Raw genomic sequence first — 21,214 nt, forward strand, 5'->3', positions numbered from 1 at the left:
CCATTCATCGTTCACACGAAACGACGTGGAAAGGTTCTTCACCGACAGCACCGGCGTCACCGAACCGCCGCTCGCTTCCATCGAATTACCCGAAAGCAGCATGGAAATCTCCTTTGACCGGGATCAGGCGGCAAGCGCGGTTTCGGCGAGTGTCACCCAGTAGCTGACGCCATAGGGGATCGCCTCGTCGTTGAAGTCATAAGCTGCGTTGTGAAGGCTGGCGGTCTCGCCATTGCCGATGAAGATGAAGGCTCCGGGCCGCTTCTCCAGCATGTAGGAAAAGTCTTCCGCGCCCATATGGGGCGGCACGCCGACATGCACGGACTTCGAACCGGCAACCTTTCCGGCGACCTGGACCGCGAAATCGGTCTCGTCGTCATGGTTGAAGGTGACGGGGTAACCGCGGTTATAGACGATCTCGGCGGTCGCGCCATGGGCGATTGCGGTGGACTGTGCCACTTCGACGAGACGCTTTTCCGCAAAATCGCGGGTTTCCGGCAGCAGCGTCCGCACCGTTCCGGTCATCTTGACGAAAGCCGGAATGACGTTGCTCGCCTCCCCGCCATGGATCGATGCAACGGTGACGACGAGCGATTTCAGCGGGTCTGTCTCGCGTGAGACGAGCGATTGCAGCGCCAGTACGATATGCGAGGAGACAAGCACCGGATCGATGGACAGATGCGGCTGCGCGGCGTGGCTGCCGCGGCCGTGGACGGTAATCTCGAATGTGTCGGCGGCCGCCATGACGCCGCCCTTGCCGATCGCGAAATGCCCGACCGGCAGGCGCGGTTCGTTGTGCATGCCGTAGACTTCCTCGATGCCGAACTTTTCCATTAGGCCGTCATTGATCATCGCCAGCGCGCCTGCGCCCCCCTCTTCCGCCGGCTGGAAGATCACCGCGATCGAGCCTTTGAAATTCCGGGTTTCGGCAAGATATTGCGCGGCACCCAGCAGCATCGCGGTATGGCCGTCATGGCCGCAGGAATGCGCCTTGCCCGGCGTCTTCGAAGCCCAGGGTTTGCCGCTCGTCTCGAAGATAGGCAATGCATCCATGTCGGCGCGGAAGCCGATCACCGGACCTTCGCCCTGGCTGCCTTTGATGATGCCGACGACCCCGGTCTTGCCGATGCCGGCTTCGACAATGTCGCAGCCGAAGGATCTGAGCTTTTCGGTGACGAATTTGGACGTCTCGTGAACGTCGTAGAGCAGCTCCGGATTCTGGTGCAGATGACGCCGCCATTCGGCAACCTGATCCTGCATTTCGGCGACGCGATTGATAACCGGCATATAATTCCCCATCGTGTTTTTAACTGTTTATGGTCTGGCCGGGGCGGATATTGCGACGTGAAGATGGGTTTTTGCAAGCTTCAATTTTCCCGCTTGAACGGAAAATAGGCCTATGCTTAGATGGCCCAAAATTTGGTCACGTTCGCCTGAGGCGACACGATGCAACTTGTTCTTAAGCCAGCATTTGAGGAGGATGAAGAGAGAAACATCGTGCGAAGTCAATGCGTTATGAAATGACTTCGCAATCCCGTGGCATTACAGGCCGGCGTGACCGGCGGGCCACAAACACAACTCATAAAAGAATGATCAAGGGGAATAGCAGCATGAAAAACCTCAAACTCCTTCTGGCCGGCACAGTTGCCGCGCTTGCTTTCGCCGGCTCTGCCGCTCATGCGGAGCGCGGTACCGACGGGGACCTCAAGATTCTGTTCTGGCAGGCGGTCTCGACCCTCAACCCGTATCTTTCCGGCGGCACCAAAGAGGTCTATTCGTCCTCGATGGTCATCGAGCCGCTGGCCCGCTACGACGAGAAGGGCGAACTTGCTCCATGGCTCGTGACCGAGATTCCGACCGTCGCAAACGGCGGCGTCTCCAAGGACATGATGAGCATGACCTGGAAGCTGAAGCCGGACGTGAAATGGTCCGACGGAACTCCGTTCACAGCCGACGATGTCGTCTTCACCTGGAAATATTGTGTCGCTCCGGATGGCGGCTGCGCCCAGAAAGCCCAGTATGAAGGCGTGACAAGCGTGGAGGCAGTCGATCCGCACACGGTCAAGATCACCTTCAGCGAGCCCAAATACTATCCCTATAGCGCGTTCGTCGGCGCTCAGTCGCCGGTAATCCAGAAGAAGCAGTTCGAAAACTGCGTCGGCGCCAAGGCTCCGGGCTGCACCTCGGCCAACTTCGGCCCGATTGGCACCGGCCCGTTCGTCGTGAAGGATTTCAAGCCGAACGACGTCATCACCTATGCAGCGAACCCCAACTATCGCGACCCGGCCAAGCCGGCCTTCGCGACCGTCACCCTCAAAGGCGGCGGAGATGCCGCATCGGCCGCCCGCGCTGTGCTGGAGACCGGCGAGTTTGACTACGGCTGGAACATGCAGGTCGAACCGGAGGTTCTCGCCACCATGCTGAAGGCCGGCAAGGGCGAACTGGTAACGGCGTTCGGCACGCAGGTCGAGCGTATCAACCTGAACTGGTACAACCCCGATCCGAAGCTCGGCGACAAGCGCTCCACCAAGGAGGCCGGCCCGCATCCGGCCCTGAAGGATCCGGCCGTGCGCCGCGCTCTTTCCATGGCGATCGACCGTAACATCATCGATGAGGCGGGTTATGGGGAGGCCGGCCGGCCCACCTGCAATATCGTTCCCGGACCGGAAGCCTACGCCTCCACGGCCAATGACTGGTGCCTGACGCAGGACGTCGAAGGCGCCAACAAGCTGCTCGACGAGGCAGGCTGGAAGAAAGGCGGCGACGGCATCCGCGCCAAGGACGGTGTGCGCCTGTCGTTTCTCTACTCGACCTCCACCAACTCGGTCCGCCAGGCGACCCAGGAACTGGTGAAGGACATGTGGTCGCAGATCGGCGTGGACGCCGAACTGCGCAACGTCAGCGCCTCGGTCTTCTTCGGCGGCGATCCGGCGAGCCCGGACACGTTCCAGAAGTTCTATGCGGATGTCGAAATGTACACCAACAACTTCGACGGCACCGACCCGGAAAAATATCTGGCGGAATGGCTCTGCGACAAGGTTCCGAGCCCGGAGAATGGCTGGCAGGGGCAGAACATCCCCCGCTACTGCAACCCGGAATACGACAAGCTGGTTGCCGAGCTCTCCAAGACGGCCGACATCGAAAAGCGGATCGAGCTTTCCAAGAAGGCCAACGACATGCTGACCGAGGAAGGTGCCCACATTCCTCTCATCTACCGCGGTCAGGTCTCCTCGCATTCGGTCTCGCTTGACGGCGTGAAGATGAATGCCTGGGACTCCGAACTGTGGAACGCCGCCGACTGGTCGCGCAAGAAGTAATGACGATCGCCGGGCCTGCCTGGAGCAGGCCCGGCGGCCGCATTTTTCTCCCGCGCTAGTCCGGAGAGGTTTCCATGTTCACATACACTTTGCGGCGATTGCTTTTCGCAATCCCGACCCTGCTGATTATCAGCTTCGTCATCTTCGCACTGCTGGACCTCGCGCCCAGCGATCCGACCGGCGACCTGCCGCTGACGATCCCGCCGGAGGTCCGCGAGCAGATCCGCGCCTCGCTCGGACTGGATCAGCCTTTCGCCATCCGCTACCTGAAATGGCTGCAGCAATTCTTCATCAACGAACCGCTCAACATTTTTGAAAGCCTGACCGGCTGGCAGGTCGGCGACGGTGATCGCATGCGGGTTCTGTCCTGGGCGACCCGAAGCCCGGTGGTCGACCTGATCGTCCAGCGCCTGCCGCAGACGCTCTGGGTCGTCGGCCTCGCCTATCTGTTCGGCGTGCTGATCGCCATTCCGATCGGCGTCATTTCCGCCTACAAGCAATATTCGATCATCGACCAGATCGGCACCTTCCTGGCGATGGTGGGTTATTCCGTACCGACCTTCTTCACGGGTGTGCTGCTCATCGTCATCTTCTCCTCCTACCTGCAATGGTTTCCGTCCGTCTATGACACGAACCTGAGGGTCACGGACTTCTCGACCTTCATCGCGCAGGTGAAGCAGATGGCGCTGCCGGTGGCGGTCCTGGCGCTCTATAACGCAGCCCAGATCACGCGTTTCGTGCGAGCATCGATGCTGGACAACCTGCATCAGGACTATGTGCGCACGGCGCGAGCCAAGGGCGTCAAGGAAAAGACGGTGCTGCTCGTTCACGTGCTGCGCAACAGCCTGATCCCGGTCGTCACGGTCATTGCCCTTGGGGTACCGACGATCTTTTCGGGCGCCATCATCACCGAGCAGATCTTTCGCGTGAATGGGCTGGGCCAGCTTCTGATCACTGCCGTACAGGGTGCTGACATCCCGCTCGTACAAACGTTGACCTTCATCTTCGCCGTGCTGATCGTACTCTTCAATCTCATCGCCGACGTGCTTTACGGCATTCTTGACCCGAGGATCCGTTATGACTGATGCGACCATAACAGCCACACCGCCGGTCAAGGCGGCGACGCCCGTACGATCCGCCTTCGGCGACATCTGGCACCAGTTCCGCGCCCATCGGGGCGGCGTCGCCGGGCTGGTGATTTTCGTCTTCATCCTGCTCGCAGTCGTCATCGGCCCGTATATCCATCGGGTGGCGCCGAATGCGATCAACATCCGCGACAAGAACCAGTGGCCGTCGCTCGCTCATCCTTTCGGCACCGACAATCTCGGCAAGGACATGCTTGCCCAGGTGCTTGCCGGCGGTCGCATCTCGCTCGCCGTCGGCGTGACGGCCATGCTGCTCGCTCTCTTCCTCGGAACGCTGGTCGGCGTGCTCTCCGGTTATTTCCGCAGGCTCGACGGACCGCTGATGCGCATCACCGACCTCTTCCTGGCGCTGCCGCTGTTGCCGTTGCTGCTCGTCATACTGATGCTCTTCCGCGATACGCTCCGCGCGACCTTCGGCCCGGAGACCGGCATCTTCATCCTGATCGTCTTCGTGATCGGGATCACGAGCTGGATGCACACCGCCCGTATCGTCCGCGGCGATGTGCTGGCTGTCAAAAGCCAGGAGTTCATCCTGGCGGCGAAATCGAGCGGCATGCGGGAATTCCGGATCATCATCAAGCATATCCTGCCGAATGTCCTGAGCTCCATTATGGTCTCGGCGACGCTTGGCATCGCTTCCGCAATCATCACGGAATCGGCGCTGAGCTTCCTGGGCCTCGGCTTTCCCTCGGATTTCCCGACCTGGGGCCGCCTGCTCTTCGACGGCGCCAATTTCCTGCAACTGACGCCGTCGCGCGTTCTCTGGCCGGGTCTGGCGATTTCTCTCACCGTACTCAGCGTCAACTATATGGGCGATGCGATCCGCGACGCGCTCGATCCGAGGGCCCTGAAGCACTGAGCTTTGAAGCGCCTGATCCTATCCAGGTTTTGAAAATGGCGGCTCCGGCCGCCATTTTGCTTTCCGCTCTCCCTGGAACCCATAAGCCTCTGCGTCGTTTGATTCCGAGAGCGGATGTCGCTCGAAGAACGAAGAAGGAGATGAGGCAGATGAACTGGAATCAGGTTGAAGGCAATTGGGAGCAGTTCAAGGGCAAGGTCCAGAGCCAGTGGGGCAAGCTGACCGGCGACGACCTCGACGTGATCGCAGGCAACAGGAAGCAGCTTGCCGGAAAGATTCAGGAACGCTACGGCAAGGCACAGGAAGAGGCCGATCGCGAGGTGGAAGACTGGCTCCACAGGCACTAAAAATTTTTTCCGAACCTTCGGAACCTATTTCAAGAAGGCTCGTTATAGCATTGTTCGAAGGCGACCCCCCGTCCCCCGCCCTACAAAAGCCTTCGGACAGACTCTTCAATCCCCCTCGAAGAGACGAACTGGCTCGGCTCCGTCAATCGGAACCGGGCCAGCTCAGTTTTAGTGAGTAGTGAGTAGTGAGTAGTGAGTAGTGAGTAGTGAGTAGTGAGTAGTGAGTAGAAATATTCCTATGCACTTAAACATCAACGGAATTTAAAATCGTAATATAGTTACTCCACTTCAATCACTAATCACTAATCACCATCCTTTTCAATCTCCACCGCTTTCCAGCGGGAAGACCAGCTGATAGTTGATCCTGTCACGTGAAATGACGTATTGAGCCTTGCCGTTGACGGAGGCCGGCACGACGCGCTCCAGCACCGTGCTGCCGAAATGCGATTTGAGCGCCTCTTCTTCGTCCTCATCGGATTTCCGGCTGATTTCCAGCGCCTCGTCCCAGGTGATTTCCAGCGCGTCATGACCGTTGAGCTGGGTGCGGGCGCAGGTGACGTTGATGACGCGGCCATTGCGGAGCAACGAACCGTGGCTCACCGCATTGACGATCAGCTCGTGCAGGGCAAGGCCGAGATGAAGCGAGGCATTCGGCGTAAGCAGCACGTTGTCACCATTCACGCGCACGAGGTGCGTGTTTTCGGGCAGGTATTTTTCCGTCTGCTGCTGCACCAGTTCGAAGAAATAGGCACCCCGCCAGCTGGAATCGGTGATCAGGTCCTGGGATTGCGAGAGCGAATAAAGCCTGCCGCGGAACTTGTGCAGGAAAAGCTCGAGCGAGCCGGAATAGCGGGCCGTCTGCAGCGCGATGCTTTGGATGATCGCAAGCAGGTTCTTGGAGCGGTGGCTGACTTCCCTGAGCAATGCCCTGAGCAGTCGCTCCCGATGCCGTTCCTCGGACCGGTCGATGATGGTCGTGACCAGATGCACGCCGCCCTTGGCCAATTCCACCGCCTGCACGCGGAACTCGTAGATCTGCTCGGTGCCGACGGCGATCTCGATATGCCCCTTGTTGCCTGGCTTGATAATCCCTTCCTTGAGGGTGCCCAGCTTGGCTGCAACCTCCTCGCCGAACAGGCTGAGATCGCTCGGCGTCGAGAAGTGCTCGTTGGCCCAGATGTCCGGAAGATTGGTAACGAAGAGATAGTTGCGGTGAGAATCCTGGATGATCACGCTCGCCCCCAGATCGACGAGCGCGGGCATGAAAAATTCACGCAACTTGTCATCACTCTGACCAGCTTGCTGCCATGTCAGGGGATGCACCAATTTCTCACTCCCTCTGCGGGCTCTCGGGAAAAAACGGGCGTCCGCCGAAGGGACGCCCGGTTTATGATCTCTTGTCATTTATAGATTGTCACAGATGCCGGAACAACCCGACAGGGCATCAGCATAGGTGGGAACCGAAAGAACGGAACCTGGGCGATATTGCCCACGCACCTGCAGCTCGATCGAAGCTGGCCGCGGCAGCCAGGAGCAGGAACACGACAGAGCATGATATCGCATATTTTCCTCCTTCTCGGATGCATGCCAAACGCCATCCTGCTGCGTTCGTTCCCGACCGCTTCTGCAGAGATGAATCAGGCAGCCGCCTTGACTGCCTCGTTGAAGAACAGGGCCTGGCTGATCAGCGCCTTCACCATGTCTGGATTGAACGGCTTGGTGACGAGGAAGGCGGGCTCCGGACGTTCGCCGGTCAAAAGACGTTCCGGGAAGGCGGTGATGAAGATCACCGGCACGCTGGAGGATTTCAGGATCTCATTGACGGCGTCGATGCCGGAACTGCCGTCGGCAAGCTGGATATCGGCCAGCACCATCTTCGGATGCGACGACTGGAAGAGCGAGACGGCCTCCCTGTGCGTGCGTGCGATGCCGACGACACGATGGCCGAGATCCTGCACCATCTGCTCGATATCGAGCGCGATCAGCGGTTCGTCCTCTATGATCATGATATCGGTCGCGACCTGACGCGAGATTTCGCGGGTCGCTTCCTCGAGCAGGCGGTTTACCTCCGCGACACTAACGTCCAGGACTTCCGAGGCCTCTTCTACCGTAAAGCCCTCCACCGAGATCAGCAGGAAGGCATGCCGCGCCTGCGAAGGCAAGGTAGCCAGATTGGCGGCTGCGCGCTGCTCCCATGCGAAGGGCGATTCCATCGGTCGGATATCTATATTCGTGGAACCAAAAATCGTGACGAAGAGTTTATAAAGCGAAACACGGTCCTTGGACGTTTCCGGGAATATCGAAACGTCTGCGATCAACGCTTCCAGGACCGCAGCAACATAGGCGTCTCCCGAGGTCTGCGACCCGGTGACGGCGCGTGCATATCGGCGCAAATATGGAAGGTGGGTCGCAACGCGTGTAGTTAGTGACATACAAAATCTCCCCTGATGCCCAGCGGCAATTGACCTGTTATGAACGTGATCATGCAAAAAAAGTTCCGCAAGATGGGAACTTTTTTTACTATCGTGAATTTTCCGCCCAGCAATATCGTAACAGGCCTGCGTGATGAATGACGAAGACGACAACAGAAAAAAAGACGAGATGACAACAATTCAATCCCAAGAAGTCAGACCTGGAGCGGTACCTCCGAACGCATCCATTTCTCGAAAGCTGCGCGAATTCTACGACGCAGTGCAGGAAGAAGGGATTCCGGATCGTTTTCTCGAACTGTTGGAACGTCTTGAACAGGCCGAGAAGAGCGCAAAGCCGGTGAATGTAAAATGAGCAGGGAGAAAGAGAGCGACGATCGCGGCTTTAAGCGCGACCTTCTTGCATCGCTGCCCAATCTGCGCGCTTTTGCAGTATCTCTGACAGGCCGGCACGACAAGGCGGACGATCTCGTGCAGGATACGATCATGAAGGCCTGGGCCAACCAGTCGAGCTTCACGGCCGGCACGAACATGCGGGCCTGGCTGTTCACCATTCTACGCAACGAATTCTACAGTCAGATGCGCAAGCGCGGTCGCGAAGTGCAGGATAGCGACGGCCTGTTCAGCGAACGCTTCTCGGTGCATCCCGAACAATACGGCCGGCTCGATCTGCAGGACTTCCGCAAGGCGCTCGACAAGCTGCCGGACGACCAGCGCGAGGCGATCATCCTCGTAGGCGCCGCAGGCTTCGCCTATGAGGAAGCCGCCGCAATCTGCGGCTGCGCCGTCGGCACGATCAAGAGCCGCGTTTCCCGCGCTCGCGGCCGTCTCCAGGAACTCTTGGGGGTTTCGGGCGAAGGCGATTATGGCCCCGATCCAGGCGATGCTGCGATTACGGCCCGCGCTTTCGGCAGCTAGGCCCTGTCATCCGGAATGCCGTTCACCCGAGCGGCATTCCTCACAGCCTCGACCAATTGCTGTTCGTCGAAGGGCTTTGCCACGACGGCAGTACCGGGCCAGGTCGGAAGCCCAGCCAGTTCCTCGTCCACCAAAGTGGAAAACACAATGCCGGCGCCGCTTGCGCGCAGCCGGTGCGCCTCGTCGGGATTTTGCCCAAGGCTGGAATCGGCCAGAACGACATCGAAATTGCGGCCTTCCAGAACCGGCGGGTAATCGCGTGGCATGGCAATCTGAATTTCACAGGTCATCGCGCCCCCGAGAATGCGTTCAGCGCCCATGGCAACGAGATATTCCAGATCAACGATAAGAATTCGCAAAAGCGTCGCTCTCACTCGAGTGCAAAAACGCCCTAGATCATTGAACGAAGAATACGTCATTTAAAAAAGACACAGACGGGAAGAAAACGGCAAGCTATGGTTCATCCGCCCCCATCCTCATGGAGTCCCATGGCCACGTCCACACCCGCCATTCTTCCGCGCGTTACCTGCGATCGGTGCCCTCTGCGCCAATGTCGGAGCTTTCGTGATTTCTCCTCGGAGGAACTTGGCTTCGTGCATGACTTCAAGACGGGTGAAGTGTCCGCCGCGCAGGGTATGTCGATCATGGTGGAAGGAGAACGCAACCCGCAACTCTATACCGTGCTGTCCGGCTGGGGTTTCCGATATAAGATCCTGGAGGATGGGCGCCGTCAGATCCTCAATTACGTGCTGCCAGGCGATCTGATCGGACTGCAGGGCCACCTCATGGAGGAGATGCAGCACTCGATCGAGGCGCTGACCCGGATGACGCTCTGCATCTTCGAACGGGACAAGCTTCCGAAGCTCTTCCGCCATCACCCCTCGCTTGCCTACGACATTACCTGGCTGGCGGCCCGGGAAGAATCCATGCTTGATGAACATCTTCTCAGCATAGGCCGCCGCAGCGCCCGCGAGCGTGCGGCCTATCTCTTCGCATTTCTGGATGCGCGGGTAAAATCGGTCGCCGCTCCGCCGGCTGATAGACCCTTCATCTTGCCGTTGACGCAGCAGCACGTAGCCGACACGCTCGGCTTCTCGCTTGTCCACACGAACAAGACGCTGCGCAGACTGGTCCAACAAGGGCTCATCCGCTGGCTCGACCGCGGCTGCGAGGTGCTTGACACGGAAAGGCTCTACCACGTCGCCGAATGGCGGCCGCCCGCGGAGGGCAAGCGGCCGTTCATCTAAAGCATGTCGCGCCAGAGCGTGCAGCGGTTTTGCGATACCGACATGCGTGAAAACAAGAACTTAGAGCGTGCCGGATGAATCTGAGAGATCGCGACACGCTTTAAGATCATTCGGCAGGTTCGTTCGTATCGCGGCTCGCCGCCCCCAAGTTTCGGGTAAGCAGGAATCCGAGGCCGGCCGCAACCCCGACAAGCAGGAGCGGCCGCGATTTCATGACGAGCGGCAGGGCCGAGATTGCCGCGGTCACCATCAGCGCCTTGTTGCTGCTTGCCGCCGCGGCCTCGCGCTTGCGCTTCTCTTCCGCCCGGTTTTCCATCATCACCCACAGGAGAACGATGAACGCCAGGACAAGCGCCCCACCCGCCACGGCAAGCAATGCCATCGGCAATCCCCACATCTGGCCGAGATAGACCGCGAGTGCGGCGACTGCCAGCACATAGGCCGTCAGCAGAAAGACCAGCATGAAAGCATAGAGGATCGCGTTTCGCTTGAGCCGACGCGCGAACGCCGCGACATCCATCGCGACGAGCGAGGCCAAAAGGGGGCCTAATCCTGCCATCATGAGCGCCGCATCATCAGCGCGAACAGGAAACCCACGCCTGCGGCGATGGCGACGGACTGGATAGGGTTCGTGCGGATCTGGCGCTCCAGGTCGCGCTCCAGCGAGACGGCCTGCTCGCGCGCAGCTTCCACCATGTGCATCGACGCATCAGCCGCCTCATGCGCGGCGCGGCGAGCCTTGCCTTTGTATTCACTGGCCTTTTCATTTCCCACAGCAGCCACGGTCTTGGCAAGAGAGGCAATATCCTCGCGCAACTGCTGGAGCTGAGCTTCGATCTCCTTCGATGAGGCCGAGTTCTGGCCGTTACCGCCGCGGGCGAATTCACTGGTCGGATTGGCAGTGGGCATATCGATCTCCTGGGTTTATCTGTTCTTTTGAAGCATGCAGGCAGACGGCCGGCTTTGCGGAAAATCAAATGACGTGGACGGCGAGACGTCGATCAAGGGCTCGGGATACCCAAGGCCACAGGGATATGCCTCTCATCTTCAACCTCCTCGACAAGCGCATGGCGAGCGCGCAGACCTGCAAACCCGTTTCAGGTTGCGCGAATTGAACGCGGCAAAGGCGTGATTGTTCCGCGATACCGTTCGGAGACGGAAGGCCGAAAGAGGAGAAAGAGACTATACGACTCCTCCGGCGGCTCCGGCCACTGGCTGATCCCGCCGGTCCATTGCTCGAAGGCACGCGACAGCTTGAGCACGAGGAGGTCGTCATAGCGTGGGCCGACGATCTGCAGCCCGATCGGCATGCCGGATTTCGAGAAGCCGCAATTGATGGACGAGGCCGGCTGTTCCGACATGTTCCACGGCACCGTGAAGCCGATATGCTCGAAAGGCAAAGCCGGGTCGTTAGTGGGGGAGGCCCATTCCGCCGGATAGGAGACGATCGGATTGGTGGGAGAGATCACCGTATCGACCGTAGTAAAGAGCTTGCCACAGGTCTTGCGCATCTCGATCGTCTGGTTGAAACCGCGCACCGCCTCGACGCCGGAGACATGCGCACCGCCTTTCGCCCATTCGTAGATATAGGGCAGGATCAGCGCCCGCCGCTCTTCCGGCATCTTCTCGATATCGCCCCAGAAACGGGCGCGCCAGAAATTGTCGAGCCCGTCCAGCATCTGGCGGGTGATGACCGGCCCGACCGGAATGACGATCGCACCCGCCTCCTCGAAGCGCTTCGCCGCGGCAATGACCGCCTCTCGGACGTCCTCGTCGACGGCTAAGCCAACCCCGGCGTCGAGCATCAGGCCGATCTTCATGCCCTTCACGTCGATGGCGGAATCGAGCCAGTCGAAATCGTTGGGCGGCAGCGACGTGCCATCGCGCCAGTCCGGACGCGACAGTGTCGCCATGGAGATTGCCGCGTCCTCCACCGTGCGGGTCATGGGGCCTGCGCAGCGGCCGACATAATAGGGATCGACCGGAATGCGGCCCTGGCTCGGCTTGAAGCCGAAAAGCCCGGTCCAGCCGGCCGGCAGGCGCACCGAGCCGCCGATATCCGTGCCGATATGGAGCGGCCCGAAACCCGCCGCGCCGGCAGCGGCCGCGCCGGCGCTCGATCCGCCGGGGTTCTGCGTCAGGTCCCAGGGATTGCGGCTCAGGTGATGGAAGCTCGAAAGGCCGGAGGAAAGCATGCCGTAATCGGGGCATGTCGTCTTGGCAAAGATCACCGCGCCATCCTCCCTCATGCGCGCGGCGATCGGAGCATCCTCCGTCGCCGGCACGAGTTCCACCGCCGCGGTTCCGAGCGGCACCGGCTGGCCCTTGGTGGCGATCAGTTCCTTCAGCGTCACCGGAATGCCGTCGAGAGGCCCGAGCGTCTTACCCTTCGCCCAGCGCGCGGTGGAAGCCGCAGCCTGCTCGCGCGCGTTTTCCGGATCGTAGAGATAGAGCGCCTGCACATGCGGCTCGAAGGCCGCAACGCGCGCCTCGACCGCCAGCCAGTATTCGGACGGCGAGAGTTTCCTGGCGGCATAGAGGCTTGCAATCTCGCGGATGGTCAGTTTCAGAAGATCGTTCATCGGAATATCTTTGCGTTCGAAATCAGGAATTGTCGCGGGGATCGAGCAGGTCACGCAGGCCGTCGCCCAGCATGTTGAGACCGAGAACGGCAAGCGCGATCGCAAGCCCCGGCATCAGCGCCAGCCAGGGCGCCTGGCCGAGAAAGGTCTGGCTGTCGGCGAGCATCCGTCCCCAGGTCGGCGCCGGCGGCGGCATGCCGAGACCGAGGAAGGAAAGGCCCGCCTCGGTGAGGATCGCAAGGCCGAGCTGGATCGTCACCTGAACGATGATCTGGTTCGATATGTTCGGAAGCACATGCGCGAGCGTGATCCTGGCTTTCGGCCGGCCCATGCCGATCGCCGCGGTCACATAGTCGCGCGTCCATATCTGCAGCGCGGCGCTGAGGGTGAGTCGCGCGAAGACCGGCACCATGAAGACAGCGATCGCAATGATCGCGGTGAACCGGCCGGACCCGATGAAGGCGCCGAGCATCATTGCCGACAGGATCGGCGGCACGGCGAAGACAATATCGCAGCCGCGCATGACGACGAGCTCCAGGAGGCCGCGCCGCATGGCGACGATCACGCCCACCGCCGTGCCGACGCTCGCGCCGATGAACACCGCAAGGACGGAGGTCGACAGCGAATTCCAGGCGCCGACCATCAGCATGGAGGCGACGTCGCGGCCGAACTGGTCGGTGCCGAAGAGGCCGGATTCGAGCGGCGCCTTGAGCCTCTGGACGATCTGCATGCGGGTCGGCGGAAACGGCGTCCAGACGAGCGACAGCAATGCGACCGCAAACAGCGCCAGCGTGATGACGAGCCCGATGAGGAAAACGGGACGGCGAAGAGCACGTGTCATTGCGCACCCGCCCTCAGGCGCGGGTCGATCAGGAGATAGGCGAGGTCGACGAGGAAATTCATGAGGATGACGAGGCCGGAGAACAACAGCACGACATCCTGCATGACGACGATGTCGCGCTGGGAAAGCGCCTGATAGGCGAGCCGTCCGAGGCCCGGCAGGTTGAAGACGTTTTCGACCAGCACGGCGCCGGCGATCAGGAAGGTGAATTGCAGGCCGAGCATGGTGACCACCGGCACCATCGCGTTCGGCACCGCATGCCGCCAGACGGCAATGCCTTCGCTCAGGCCCTTGGCACGGGCGGTGCGGACGAAATCCTCGTTCATCACCTCGAGTACCGCCGCGCGCGCGACACGGGTGAGAACGCCCGCCTGCGGCAGGGCAAGCGCCACCGCCGGCATCAGCAGCGCGTTCAATCCGGCGAAAAACCCGGCATCCCAGCCGGGGAAATCGCCGGCCGGCATCAGGCCCAGCGTGGTGGAGAAGAGGATGATCAGCAGCAGCCCGACCCAGAAGGCGGGAACGGCAATGCTGATGTAGGAAAGCAGGCCGGCGACGAAATCGAAGACGCCGTTGTGCTTTCTGGCCGCCTGCACGCCGAGCGGGACGGCGACGAGAACGGAGAGGACGATCGCCATCAGCGCCAGCGGAATGGTGACCGCCAGCCGTTCGGCGATCAGGCCAGCAACCGGCACGCCGTAGGTATAGGACTGTCCGAGATCGCCCCGGAACACGCCGGCAAGCCAGGCGAGATAGCGCACCGGCAGCGGCTGGTCGAGCCCGAGCTGTGTCCTGAGCGCCGCAAGCGTATCCGGACTTGCCGAAGTGCCGAGCATGATCGCCGCCGGATCACCGGGAAGCAGGTCCATCACCGTGAAGATGAGGAGCGAGACGACCAGCAGCGTGATGATCAGGCTGAGGATACGGCGGATGAGGATGGAGATCATGGGGTGACCTCATGGCAAAACTTCGAAGGCCATGGCTTCAACGCAAGTCCTCGCAGCATTCGGAGGCGACGCGGCGGGCACTCACCTCCCCCTTGAGGGGGGAGGTCGCCGCGAAGCGGCGGGTGGGGGTGATCGGATTCAAAGGAATAGCTTGAAAGCCGACGCTTAATAGAAGGGATGCGAAGCTCACCCCACCCCGGAGCTTCGCTCCGACCCTCCCCCTCAAGGGGAGGGTGATTTGCCGCATTCACCCCATTCCAGTTCATGACCCAGGCTTCACTCCTCCCAATGAACATCCGTCAGGACGTTCGACGGGATCGGCTCGTTTTCCCAAAGCCCCTTCACCTTGGCGTCCCAGACGCCGAGCTTCGGCATGACGAAGAGGTAGAGCGCCGGCACGTCGTTGGCGAGAATGGTCTGCGCCTCGCCGTAAAGCTTCTCCTGTTCCGCAGGATCGGCAGTGGCTTCCACCTTCTTCAGCACGTCGTTGAAGGCCGGGTTCTTGTAGTTGAAGTAATAGGGATCGCGGGCATAGATATCGATGTCCATCGGCTCCGCATGGGCGACGATCGTCATGTCGTAATCACCCGCCTTGAAGACGTCGGCCACCCATTTCGCTGGAAACTCCGTCGTCTCGATATTCATCGTCACGCCGATCTCGGCAAACATCGCCTGCAGCACCTGCGACGTGCGCTGCGCATAGGCCATCTGCGGCGCCTTCATCGTGAAGGTGAATCCGCCCGAGTAACCCGCTTCGGCAAGCAATGCCTTGGCCTTTTCAGGATCATAGGGATAGACGCCGGTCAGATCCCTGTAACCACGGTCATTCGGCGTGTAGTGGCTGCCGATCGGCGTGCCGAAGCCGGACCAGGCTCCCTCCACGACGGTTGCCCTGTCGACGGCCATCATCAACGCCTGGCGGACCCGCTTGTCATCGAAAGGCTTGCGCGCGTTGTTCATGCCGGCGACAACCTTCAATTCGGTATTGCCGATGACGGTCGCGAGCCGCTTGTCGCCTTCGAAGGACTTGATGAGTTCCGGCGCACCGAATTCCGGGAAGGCGTCGACATCGCCGGCCTTCAGCGCCGCGGCCTGGGCCTGCGCATCGCTGATAAAGCGGAAAGCGGCGGTATCGAGCTTTACCGCAACAGCCTTGTTCCAATAGTCGGGGTTCTTGGCGAGATCGACCTTCGATCCTTTGGCCCAGCCCGAGAACTTGAACGGACCGGTGCCGATCGGCGTCGTCTTGTTTTCGGCGGCCGATTTCGGCTCGACCATGACGGAGGACGGCCAGCCGAGCCAGTAGAGCAGGCTGCCGGCCGGCTGCTTGAGTTTCAGCACCAGCGTGGAAGCATCCGGCGTCTCGATCGTGTCGATCGAGGCGAAATAACGCTTCTGCGGATTGACGGAATCGGCGCCGCGGGCGCGGTCGAGCGAGAATTTCGCGACCGCGGAATCGAAAGTCTCGCCGTTGTGGAATTTTACGCCCTGGCGAAGCTTGAACGTATAGGTGAGACCGTCTTCGGAAATTTGCCAGCTCTCGGCGAGCTGCGGCTGCACCTTGCCGGCCTTGTCGATCGTCGTGAGGCCCTCGAAAATGTTCTGCCAGGTCACCTGGCCGATCGCCACGGGTGCCGCGATCGTCGGATCAAGCCCGGCGGGCTCGATTGCCATGCCAACGGTGATCGCGGTCTTCGGCGCAGCTTCCGCACCGTCCAGCGCGAGAAAAAGGCCCGCCGCCATCGCCAGACCGAACGCGGCACTTCTCAAAATCGTGGCGGAGCCCCAAAACGTCATCCTGCCCATCCATCGTCCCCTTTTTGGTAGGCGATCCAGCCTGATCGGCACCTGCGGGATCGCGATTGCCAAAAGTGTGTCATTTCGCAGGTGCACACACAATGTAGAATTTTGTGTTCTCTGTGTAGCCGAAAACGCTACACGGAACGCAATTGAACGGTGGCTTTTACGGGCGCCGATTTGCGCATGTCGGCGTCGCGCATGAAGCGCTCTATGAAATCGACGAGCTTGCCTGCGGCGAAAGAAAGCTGCCGGTCCGGCGCGACGCAGAGGTCGATCGGTGTGCGCACCGCCTTGCCAGCGGCGATCGGCACGGCGACGAGCTGGCCCGCCTCGATCTCCCGGCGCACGGCAAGCGCCGGCAGAAGCGTGACGGCCGCTTTCCGCAACACCAGTTCCTTCAGCATCTCCAGAGAGCCGGTCACGAAAACCGGATCGAGCTCCAGCCCTTCCTTGGAAAAGATCTCCTCGAAAGCCTGCCGCGCGCCAAAGCTCTTGTCGGGCAGCGCCAGCGGCATCTGCACGAGATCGCGGAGCGTGAGTTCCTTCGCACTCGCCGACGGGTGATCGGCCGCCATGACCACGTCATAGGTGATCTCGGAGCGCAGCCGCACCTTCACGCCGGAAATCTTCGGCGCAAAGAGCGTCACGACCAGATCGGCCTCGGCCGCGGCAAGCGCTTCGACCGCCTCGCGGGCACTGGTGATCGCCACCTCGAACCGGAGTTTCGGATAGCGCAGGCTGAACTCCGCAAGCACCGGCGCGATGAGGTTCGCGACCGTCGCGCCATTGGCGTAAATCACCACCCTGCCCCGCTGCAGGCCCTGCAGGTCGTCGATGAGCTGGTGGACGTGTTCAAGCTCGCGCAACGTCCGTCCCGCCCGCGCGGCGAGAAGCTCGCCGGCCGCCGTCAGCTTGATGCCGCGGTTGCTGCGCTCGACGAGCGGGGTCCCGAAATAATGTTCGAGGTTCTCGATCTGCCGGGACACGGCGGTCGCCGCGACATTGAGGTTTTCGGCCGCCGCCCGCATGGAGTTCGTGCGCACCAGTTCATCGAAATACATAAGCGCGCGAAGCTGCATGCGATCCTGCCGGCTGCAGCAATTCCGGAAAAGTATGTCGCGGTTTTCCGTCCGGAATTGCTTGGAAACAAAAAGAGACGCCCCTCAACCGCGGCGAAAGCCTTCGCTGGCGACGAGCAACTGGCGCGTATATTCCGCCGAAAATTCGCGTTTTTCCAGAGCCGCTGCTGGCAAAGTCTCGACAACCTTGCCCATCTTCATCACCGCCAGCCGCTCGCACATGTGACTGATGACGCCCAGATCGTGACTGACCATGATGAAGGTGAGGTCGCGGTCGCGGCGCGCCTGTTCGAGAAGGTTTAAGATTTCCGCCTGGATCGAGGCATCGAGCGCCGAGGTCGGCTCGTCCAAAAGCAGGATCTTCGGTTCCAGGATGAGCGCCCGGGCGATCGCTATGCGCTGCCGTTGCCCGCCGGAGAGCTGGTGCGAATAACGGAAGCGGAAGCCGGAGCCCAAGCCCACCTCGTCCAGCGCGCGGGAGATGCGGGTCTCGATATCGTCGAAGCCGTGGATCAGGAGGGGTTCGAGCAGCAGGCGGTCGACCGTCTGGCGCGGATGCAGCGAGCCGTAGGGGTCCTGAAAGACCATCTGGACGGTGCGGTAGAACTCCTTGTCCCGGCTCCGGCCCGAATAGGGCCGTCCATTGACGGAGAGCGTACCCTGATCGAAGGAGGCGAGCCCGGAAATGGCACGCAGCAGCGTCGACTTGCCGGAACCGGACTCACCGACGATGCCGAAGGATTCGCCGGCGCCGATATCGAAGCTGACATGGTCGAGTGCCGCAAAATCTTCGTAGGTGACGACCATGTCGCGGATGGAAACGGCTGAGCTCATAGCGCCCACTCCGGCTTGCGGTCGAGGACAGGCAGCGGATGCCGGTGCGAACCGATGGTCGGCAGGCAATTCAAAAGCCCGCGCGTGTAGGGATGCTGCGCTTGGGCAAGATCGGCCGATGGCAGTTCCTCGACGATTTTCCCCGCGTACATGACGATGACGCGATTGCAGAAGGAAGAGACGAGCCGGAGATCATGCGAGATCAGGATCAGCCCCATGCCGCGCTCCGCCACCAGCTTGTCGAGGATGGAGAGCACTTCGAGCTGCACGGTGACGTCGAGCGCCGAGGTCGGCTCGTCGGCAATCAGAAGCTCCGGACCGCAGACGAGCATCATGGCGATCATGGCGCGCTGGCCCATGCCGCCGGAGACCTCGTGCGGATAAAGGTCGAAGACGCGTTCCGGATCTCGGATCTGCACGGCTTCCAGCATGGAAAGCGCACGCGTCCTCGCCTCGGACGTCGAAACATCCTCGTGTGTCTTCAACGTCTCGACGATCTGCCGGCCTATGGTCATTACCGGATTCAGCGAATATTTCGGATCCTGCAGGATCATCGCGATCCGCTTTCCGCGCAGCGCCCGCCGCTCGGCCTTGCGCATGGAAAGAAGATCGCGGCCGGAGAAAGCGAGCTTTCTGGCCGTGATCGACGCATGGGCCGGCGTGAGCCCCATGATGGCGCGGCCGGTCTGCGACTTGCCGGAACCGGACTCGCCGACGATGCCGAGCCGCTCTTTCCCAAGCGTGAAGGAAACGCCGCGCACGGCGCGTACTTCACCGGTGCGGGTCGGGAACGTCACGCGCAGGTCTTCGACTGTCAGAAGCGGGGTCTGTCCATTCGTCATTGGCCCGCCTCCTTCGGATCGAGCGCGTCGCGCAACCCGTCGCCGAGCAGGTTGAAGCCGAGGCTGACAACGAGGATCGCGACACCCGGCATGGCGGCGACCCACCACTGATCGAGGATGAAGCGGCGGCCGGAGGCGATCATTGCACCCCATTCGGGCAGCGGCGGCTGTGCGCCAAGGCCGAGAAAGCCAAGGCCGGCGGCAGTCAGGATGATGCCGGCCATATCGAGCGTGACGCGCACGATCAGCGACGAGAGGCAGAGCGGCATCACATGCCGGATGATGATGCGAAGCGGCGAAGCCCCCATCAGCTTCACCGCGGCAATGAATTCCGAGTTGCGGAAGGTCAGCGTCTCGGCGCGGGCGATGCGTGCATAGGGCGGCCAGGAGGTGACGGCGATCGCCAGGATCGCGTTCTCGATCCCCGGCCCGAGCGCCGCGACCAGCGCCAGAGCGAGCACGAGCTTCGGAAAGGCGAGGAAGATGTCGGTGATGCGCATCAGCACCGCGTCCAGCCATCCGCCGGCATAACCGGAAGCCGTGCCGACGATGAGGCCGATGGGTGCGGCGATGACCGCTACCAGCACGACGACGAGCAGCGTCAGCCGCGATCCGTAGATCAGCCGCGAGAGGATGTCGCGGCCCTGGTCGTCCGTTCCGAGCAGATAGCCGGCCGTGCCCGGAGGCAGGAGGCGCGCGTTGCGCAGGTCGCCGACGACCGGATCATAGGGCGCAAGCACGTCGGCAAGGGCTGCGACCACCAGCAGCAGGATTAGAATGCCCAGGCCCACCAGCGCCAGGCGATTTTCGGCAAAGCGGCGCCAGATGATATAGGCGCGACCGAGACGCGCCTGCTGCCGCGAGGCCGGCCGGTCGGAAAGCAACCATGCGCGGCTATAGGGTCTGAGTGCGATTTCCGGAATACTCATCGGCTGCGGGTCCTCGGGTCCAGTGTCCGATAGAGAAGATCGGAGAAGATGTTGATGCCGACGAAAACGGACCCGATCACCAGCGTGCCGCCAAGCACGGCATTCATATCGGCGTTCTGCAGAGAATTGGTGATGTAGAGGCCGAGCCCCGGCCAGGAGAAAATGGTTTCGGTGAGAACCGACCCCTCCAGGAGATTGGCATAGGAAAGCGCGATCACCGTCACCAGCGGCACGGCGGCGTTGCGCAACGCATGGAACCAGATGATGCGGGCCTCGGAAAGGCCCTTTGCCCGCGCCGCCACGATATATTCCTGGGAAAGCTCGTTCAGCATGAAGGAGCGGGTCATGCGGCTGATATAGGCGAGAGAGAAATAGCCAAGCAGCGCTCCGGGCAGCGCGATGTGGCGGAAGAGATCACCCACCACGTCCCACTGGCCCTGCATGGCCGCATCCAGCAGGTAAAAGCCGGTCTGCGGCGAAAAACTGTATTCGTAGACGATATCCACGCGGCCGGGAAAAGCCACCCACCGCAGTTGCGCGTAAAAAAGCACCAGCGCCAGGAGACCGAGCCAGAAGATCGGCACGGAATAGCCGATCAGGCCGATGACGCGGACGATCTGGTCGGCGATGCTGCCGCGCTTGACAGCAGCGAGAACGCCGAGCGGTATGCCGAGGATTGCGCCGATCAGCGTTCCGATCGTTGCAAGCTCCATGGTGGCGGGAAAGACGCGCTTGATATCCTCCAGCACCGGATTGCTGGTCAGCACTGAAGTGCCCAGATCACCGGAAAGCGCCTGTTTCGCATAGATCCAGAACTGCTGATAGAGCGGCAGATTCAAGCCCAGCTCGATCCGGGTCCGTTCATAGAGGTGGGCCGGAGCGCGGTCGCCGACGATCGCCAGCACCGGGTCGATGGGCACGACCCGGCCGATGAAGAAGGTGACGAGCAGCAGCCCGAATATGGTCGTGACCACGGTCACCGCAAAACGCAGGACGGAAGCCGCAAAGGACGAAGCACGGCGCCGATTGCGCCGTGTCGCCACGGTTGTATCTGTAAGGGTCAAGAAATCAGCCTTCCGGGCTAGGGCCTATATAGGC

22 protein-coding genes are annotated in these 21,214 nt (G+C 61.2%); 7 read left to right on the forward strand and 15 right to left on the reverse strand.

What is annotated here, in order from left to right; genetic code table 11:
* Positions 1 to 123: 123 nt before the first annotated feature.
* Entirely contained in the window at positions 124 to 1,287 is a 1,164-nt protein-coding gene (locus JL39_RS19725; RefSeq protein ID WP_037154743.1) for a M20 aminoacylase family protein, read from the reverse strand.
* A gap of 323 nt (positions 1,288 to 1,610) precedes the next feature.
* Here JL39_RS19725 and JL39_RS19730 point away from each other — a divergent pair, with 323 nt between their 5' ends.
* The 4 genes from JL39_RS19730 (at position 1,611) to JL39_RS19745 (ending at position 5,668) form a co-directional block, all read left to right on the forward strand.
* Positions 1,611 to 3,317 (forward strand): peptide ABC transporter substrate-binding protein, encoded by a 1,707-nt coding sequence (locus JL39_RS19730; RefSeq protein WP_037154593.1) that lies wholly within the window; start codon positions 1,611 to 1,613, stop codon positions 3,315 to 3,317.
* A 74-nt stretch (positions 3,318 to 3,391) separates the two neighbouring features.
* The gene (locus JL39_RS19735; protein WP_037154596.1) at positions 3,392 to 4,402 is read left to right on the forward strand and encodes an ABC transporter permease; all 1,011 of its coding nucleotides are present in this window, start codon (positions 3,392 to 3,394) and stop codon (positions 4,400 to 4,402) included.
* A complete protein-coding gene (locus JL39_RS19740) occupies positions 4,395 to 5,321 on the forward strand; it encodes an ABC transporter permease (RefSeq protein WP_037154599.1) in 927 nt (308 codons plus the stop codon). The genes JL39_RS19735 and JL39_RS19740 overlap by 8 nt, the downstream gene beginning before the upstream one ends.
* Positions 5,322 to 5,470: 149 nt before the next feature.
* Positions 5,471 to 5,668, forward strand: coding sequence for a CsbD family protein (locus JL39_RS19745; RefSeq protein WP_037154602.1), 198 nt, complete (start codon positions 5,471 to 5,473; stop codon positions 5,666 to 5,668).
* Between the two features lie 318 nt (positions 5,669 to 5,986).
* Here the strand turns inward: JL39_RS19745 and JL39_RS19750 are convergent, their stop codons facing one another.
* On the reverse strand, positions 5,987 to 6,931 hold the full coding sequence (locus JL39_RS19750; protein ID WP_244446927.1) for a sensor histidine kinase: 945 nt from the start codon (positions 6,929 to 6,931) through the stop codon (positions 5,987 to 5,989).
* 374 nt (positions 6,932 to 7,305) lie between these two features.
* Positions 7,306 to 8,100, reverse strand: a complete 795-nt coding sequence (locus tag JL39_RS19755; protein WP_037154607.1) for a response regulator — start codon at positions 8,098 to 8,100, stop codon at positions 7,306 to 7,308.
* A gap of 169 nt (positions 8,101 to 8,269) precedes the next feature.
* Here JL39_RS19755 and JL39_RS19760 point away from each other — a divergent pair, with 169 nt between their 5' ends.
* Positions 8,270 to 8,452, forward strand: a complete 183-nt coding sequence (locus JL39_RS19760) for a NepR family anti-sigma factor (RefSeq protein WP_037154745.1) — start codon at positions 8,270 to 8,272, stop codon at positions 8,450 to 8,452.
* On the forward strand, positions 8,449 to 9,015 hold the full coding sequence (locus JL39_RS19765; protein ID WP_037154611.1) for an RNA polymerase sigma factor: 567 nt from the start codon (positions 8,449 to 8,451) through the stop codon (positions 9,013 to 9,015). The genes JL39_RS19760 and JL39_RS19765 overlap by 4 nt, the downstream gene beginning before the upstream one ends.
* Here the strand turns inward: JL39_RS19765 and JL39_RS19770 are convergent.
* On the reverse strand, positions 9,012 to 9,374 hold the full coding sequence (locus JL39_RS19770; RefSeq protein ID WP_037154615.1) for a hypothetical protein: 363 nt from the start codon (positions 9,372 to 9,374) through the stop codon (positions 9,012 to 9,014). The genes JL39_RS19765 and JL39_RS19770 overlap by 4 nt on opposite strands.
* A 129-nt stretch (positions 9,375 to 9,503) precedes the next feature.
* Between JL39_RS19770 and JL39_RS19775 the strand changes: the two genes are divergently transcribed.
* Positions 9,504 to 10,262: a Crp/Fnr family transcriptional regulator gene (locus JL39_RS19775; protein WP_037154619.1), complete on the forward strand. Its 759-nt coding sequence runs from the start codon at positions 9,504 to 9,506 to the stop codon at positions 10,260 to 10,262.
* 106 nt (positions 10,263 to 10,368) lie between these two features.
* Here JL39_RS19775 and JL39_RS19780 read toward each other — a convergent pair whose 3' ends face one another.
* From JL39_RS19780 to JL39_RS19835, 11 genes are all read right to left on the reverse strand, one after another.
* Positions 10,369 to 10,824 (reverse strand): hypothetical protein, encoded by a 456-nt coding sequence (locus JL39_RS19780; protein ID WP_152601197.1) that lies wholly within the window; start codon positions 10,822 to 10,824, stop codon positions 10,369 to 10,371.
* Entirely contained in the window at positions 10,821 to 11,171 is a 351-nt protein-coding gene (locus JL39_RS19785) for a DUF883 family protein (RefSeq protein ID WP_037154624.1), read from the reverse strand. The genes JL39_RS19780 and JL39_RS19785 overlap by 4 nt, the downstream gene beginning before the upstream one ends.
* A 188-nt stretch (positions 11,172 to 11,359) precedes the next feature.
* Complete coding sequence (locus JL39_RS19790; RefSeq protein WP_244446928.1) at positions 11,360 to 12,844, reverse strand: amidase; 1,485 nt, start codon at positions 12,842 to 12,844, stop codon at positions 11,360 to 11,362.
* A 22-nt stretch (positions 12,845 to 12,866) separates the two neighbouring features.
* Entirely contained in the window at positions 12,867 to 13,685 is an 819-nt protein-coding gene (locus tag JL39_RS19795; RefSeq protein WP_037154627.1) for an ABC transporter permease, read from the reverse strand.
* Complete coding sequence (locus JL39_RS19800; RefSeq protein ID WP_037154629.1) at positions 13,682 to 14,632, reverse strand: ABC transporter permease; 951 nt, start codon at positions 14,630 to 14,632, stop codon at positions 13,682 to 13,684. Before JL39_RS19800 ends, JL39_RS19795 begins: the two co-directional genes overlap by 4 nt.
* A 276-nt stretch (positions 14,633 to 14,908) precedes the next feature.
* Positions 14,909 to 16,438 carry an ABC transporter substrate-binding protein gene (locus JL39_RS19810; protein WP_037154634.1) on the reverse strand — a complete coding sequence of 510 codons (1,530 nt, stop codon included), beginning with the start codon at positions 16,436 to 16,438 and terminating at the stop codon, positions 14,909 to 14,911.
* A gap of 128 nt (positions 16,439 to 16,566) precedes the next feature.
* Entirely contained in the window at positions 16,567 to 17,511 is a 945-nt protein-coding gene (locus JL39_RS19815; RefSeq protein ID WP_037154636.1) for a LysR family transcriptional regulator, read from the reverse strand.
* A gap of 84 nt (positions 17,512 to 17,595) precedes the next feature.
* Positions 17,596 to 18,345, reverse strand: a complete 750-nt coding sequence (locus JL39_RS19820) for an ABC transporter ATP-binding protein (protein ID WP_037154639.1) — start codon at positions 18,343 to 18,345, stop codon at positions 17,596 to 17,598.
* On the reverse strand, positions 18,342 to 19,187 hold the full coding sequence (locus JL39_RS19825; RefSeq protein ID WP_037154642.1) for an ABC transporter ATP-binding protein: 846 nt from the start codon (positions 19,185 to 19,187) through the stop codon (positions 18,342 to 18,344). The genes JL39_RS19820 and JL39_RS19825 overlap by 4 nt, the downstream gene beginning before the upstream one ends.
* Entirely contained in the window at positions 19,184 to 20,116 is a 933-nt protein-coding gene (locus tag JL39_RS19830; RefSeq protein ID WP_037154643.1) for an ABC transporter permease, read from the reverse strand. The genes JL39_RS19825 and JL39_RS19830 overlap by 4 nt, the downstream gene beginning before the upstream one ends.
* Positions 20,113 to 21,180 (reverse strand): ABC transporter permease, encoded by a 1,068-nt coding sequence (locus tag JL39_RS19835; protein WP_037154645.1) that lies wholly within the window; start codon positions 21,178 to 21,180, stop codon positions 20,113 to 20,115. Before JL39_RS19835 ends, JL39_RS19830 begins: the two co-directional genes overlap by 4 nt.
* Positions 21,181 to 21,214: the final 34 nt, after the last annotated feature.

This window comes from Rhizobium sp. YS-1r (assembly GCF_000757525.1).
Lineage (GTDB): Bacteria > Pseudomonadota > Alphaproteobacteria > Rhizobiales > Rhizobiaceae > Neorhizobium > Neorhizobium petrolearium.